This window comes from Mycobacterium sp. pV006, assembly GCF_041287115.1.
Taxonomy (GTDB): Bacteria; Actinomycetota; Actinomycetes; order Mycobacteriales; family Mycobacteriaceae; genus Mycobacterium.
The window spans coordinates 1-2,245 of the sequence record NZ_JBGGKT010000042.1 but is presented as its reverse complement, the minus strand read 5'-3'; the positions used below and the strand labels follow the sequence as shown (position 1 = coordinate 2,245).

The window sequence follows — 2,245 nt, the reverse complement described above, 5'->3', positions numbered from 1 at the left end:
TGTCCGTTCTCATTGATTCTGGGGCATTCTCATTGAATCTGGGGTAAGTGCGTGTCTTTCTCATTGAATCTGGGGCACGAGGCTTAGCGTTTATGTGTGCTGACGTCGGCTGTTTCGGCTGGGCCAGGTGTAGCGAGTGCAGTGGACTTGGAGTTCAACACCCGCGAGGGATGCACGCGGCAATCGCTGGACCGATGTGCTGCAACCCGGTTTGAGTTGGACTGTTCACCAGTGCGGAATTTCCCCTCGTTTCGAGGTCAGCGTAACTTTCCCGGGCTGTGGTGGTTCGCCACAACCGGCGCACATGTAGGTCACGAGTCCTGGGTAGAACGTGACCAGTTGATGGCGTTGGATGCCGATCCGGATGTTGTTGGTGTTCTGTCGCAACCATTTTGGATTCATTGGCGTGACGGCACGCGGCATGCTCCTGACTACTTCGTGCGGCGCCGCGATGGATCTGTCGTCGTAGTCGACGTTCGTGAGGACGACCGGATCTCTGACGCTGATCGGGACGTGTTCGATCGGTCTGCCGCCACGTGCGCGATGGTCGGTTGGGATTACCTGCGTGTCGGTTCCCTCGATCCAGTGCTGCGGGCGAATCTACGTTGGTTGTCGGGTTATCGGCATCCGCGAGTATTGAAGATCGGTTTGGCTGATCAACTGGCGGAGGTCTTCGCTCGGGTCCGTCCGTTGATGGCTGGTGTGCACGCGGTCGGGACTCCTTTGGTGGTGCTGCCCGTACTGTTTCATCTGCTCTGGCACGGCCGTTTAGTTGCCGATCTGCAAGGAGCGGCACTTGGCGACGACACGGCGATTGGCCTCGGGACCGGGTGGTGACCTGACGTGCGAACGGGTGTCGTCCGAGAGGGAGACGAAATCCGTTTATCAGCAGGTGTTTTCACCGTCGTAACCCTGTCGGGCGGATCAGCTCGACTGGTTGACGCTGTCGGCGAGCAGATTGTGGTGCCGCTCTCGCAGCTGATGGTTGATCCGGCATTGGAATTGGTGTCGGGGTCGCGACCGCCACTGTGTTCTGAGGAAATGCTGGCTGGCATTCCCGAGGCAGCCGTCGAGCAAGCACGGTGGTGGGAGCGCCACATCGTGGAGATCCTCAGCGGCCGCCCGCCTGGGACGGCCGCGGGCATTCGTCCCCGCCCAGAGTTCGACACGGCGAAACGATCTCTGCGGCAGCGTGAGCTGGCCAAGTTGGACGAGCTGCGTGCCGCCGGCCACGACGTGAGTCGGAATGCGTTGCAGCGTCGCCGATTTGCCTACGAACGGGACGGGCTCCTGGGAGTGGTTGACGGGCGCCATAATCGGCGGCGCGCGGTATTCGGCCGTGTGGACGACCGTGTCGTCGCCGCGGTGCGGGATGCGATCGAGGGCGAGACCGACCTGTCAACGGGAACGGTGCAGCGTCTGCAACGGCGGGTCGCCAAGACGCTGGTGGCCACCTATGGTGCCGACGACGCGCCTGCGATGCCGTCGCAGCCCACCTTCTACCGGCTGGTCAAGCGCCTCGCGGAAGGACGGCACACGTTCGGGTCAGCACGGACGCGGCGATCGCTGTCCAAGCAGCCCGATGGCCCATTCGGGTCGATCACCGTGGTGCGCCCCGGCGAGATGGTGGAAATCGATTCAACCCTTCTGGATGTACGGGTAGTGCTCGATGACGGCATGGTAGACCGAGTCGAGCTGACTGCGATGGTCGACAACGCTACGCGGTCCATCCCGGCCGCGGTGCTGCGACCGACGACCAAAGCAGTGGACGCGTCACTGCTCTTGGCGCGGGCATTGACGCCCGAACCGATGCGCCCGGGATGGGCCGATGCGCTGCGGATGTCCCGGTCGGTACTTCCGCACCACAGCCTGACCAGTGTCGATCAGCGCCTGGCCGATGCTGCGGCCAGGCCGGTGATCGCTCCCGAGACGATCGTCTGCGATCACGGGAAAGCGTATCTGTCCCAAACATTTCGGCAAGCGTGCTGCACATTGGGGATCAATCTGCAGCCGGCTCATCCCGACTGCCCGACCGATAAGCCGAAGATCGAGCGGACATTGCAGTCGGTGGGCACCCTGTTCGCACAGTACGTGGCCGGTTACGTCGGTTCATCGGTGGAGCGGCGTGGGAAAAACGCCGAGGACGACGCGGTGTGGTCGATGATTGAGCTGCAGGCGCTGCTGGACGAGTGGATCATCGCGGTGTGGCAGAACCGCCCCCACGATGGCCTGCGGGATCCGGTGA

2 protein-coding genes are annotated in these 2,245 nt (G+C 62.7%); both read left to right on the top strand.

From position 1 onward, the window contains the following. Window positions 1-96 precede the first annotated feature (96 nt). Entirely contained in the window at window positions 97-837 is a 741-nt protein-coding gene (locus ACAG25_RS24685; RefSeq protein ID WP_011894084.1) for a TnsA-like heteromeric transposase endonuclease subunit, read from the top strand. A 123-nt stretch (window positions 838-960) separates the two neighbouring features. Continuing rightward, window positions 961-2,245 (top strand): integrase (locus ACAG25_RS24680; RefSeq protein ID WP_370491051.1); only part of this gene is annotated, 1,285 nt, incomplete at its 3' end.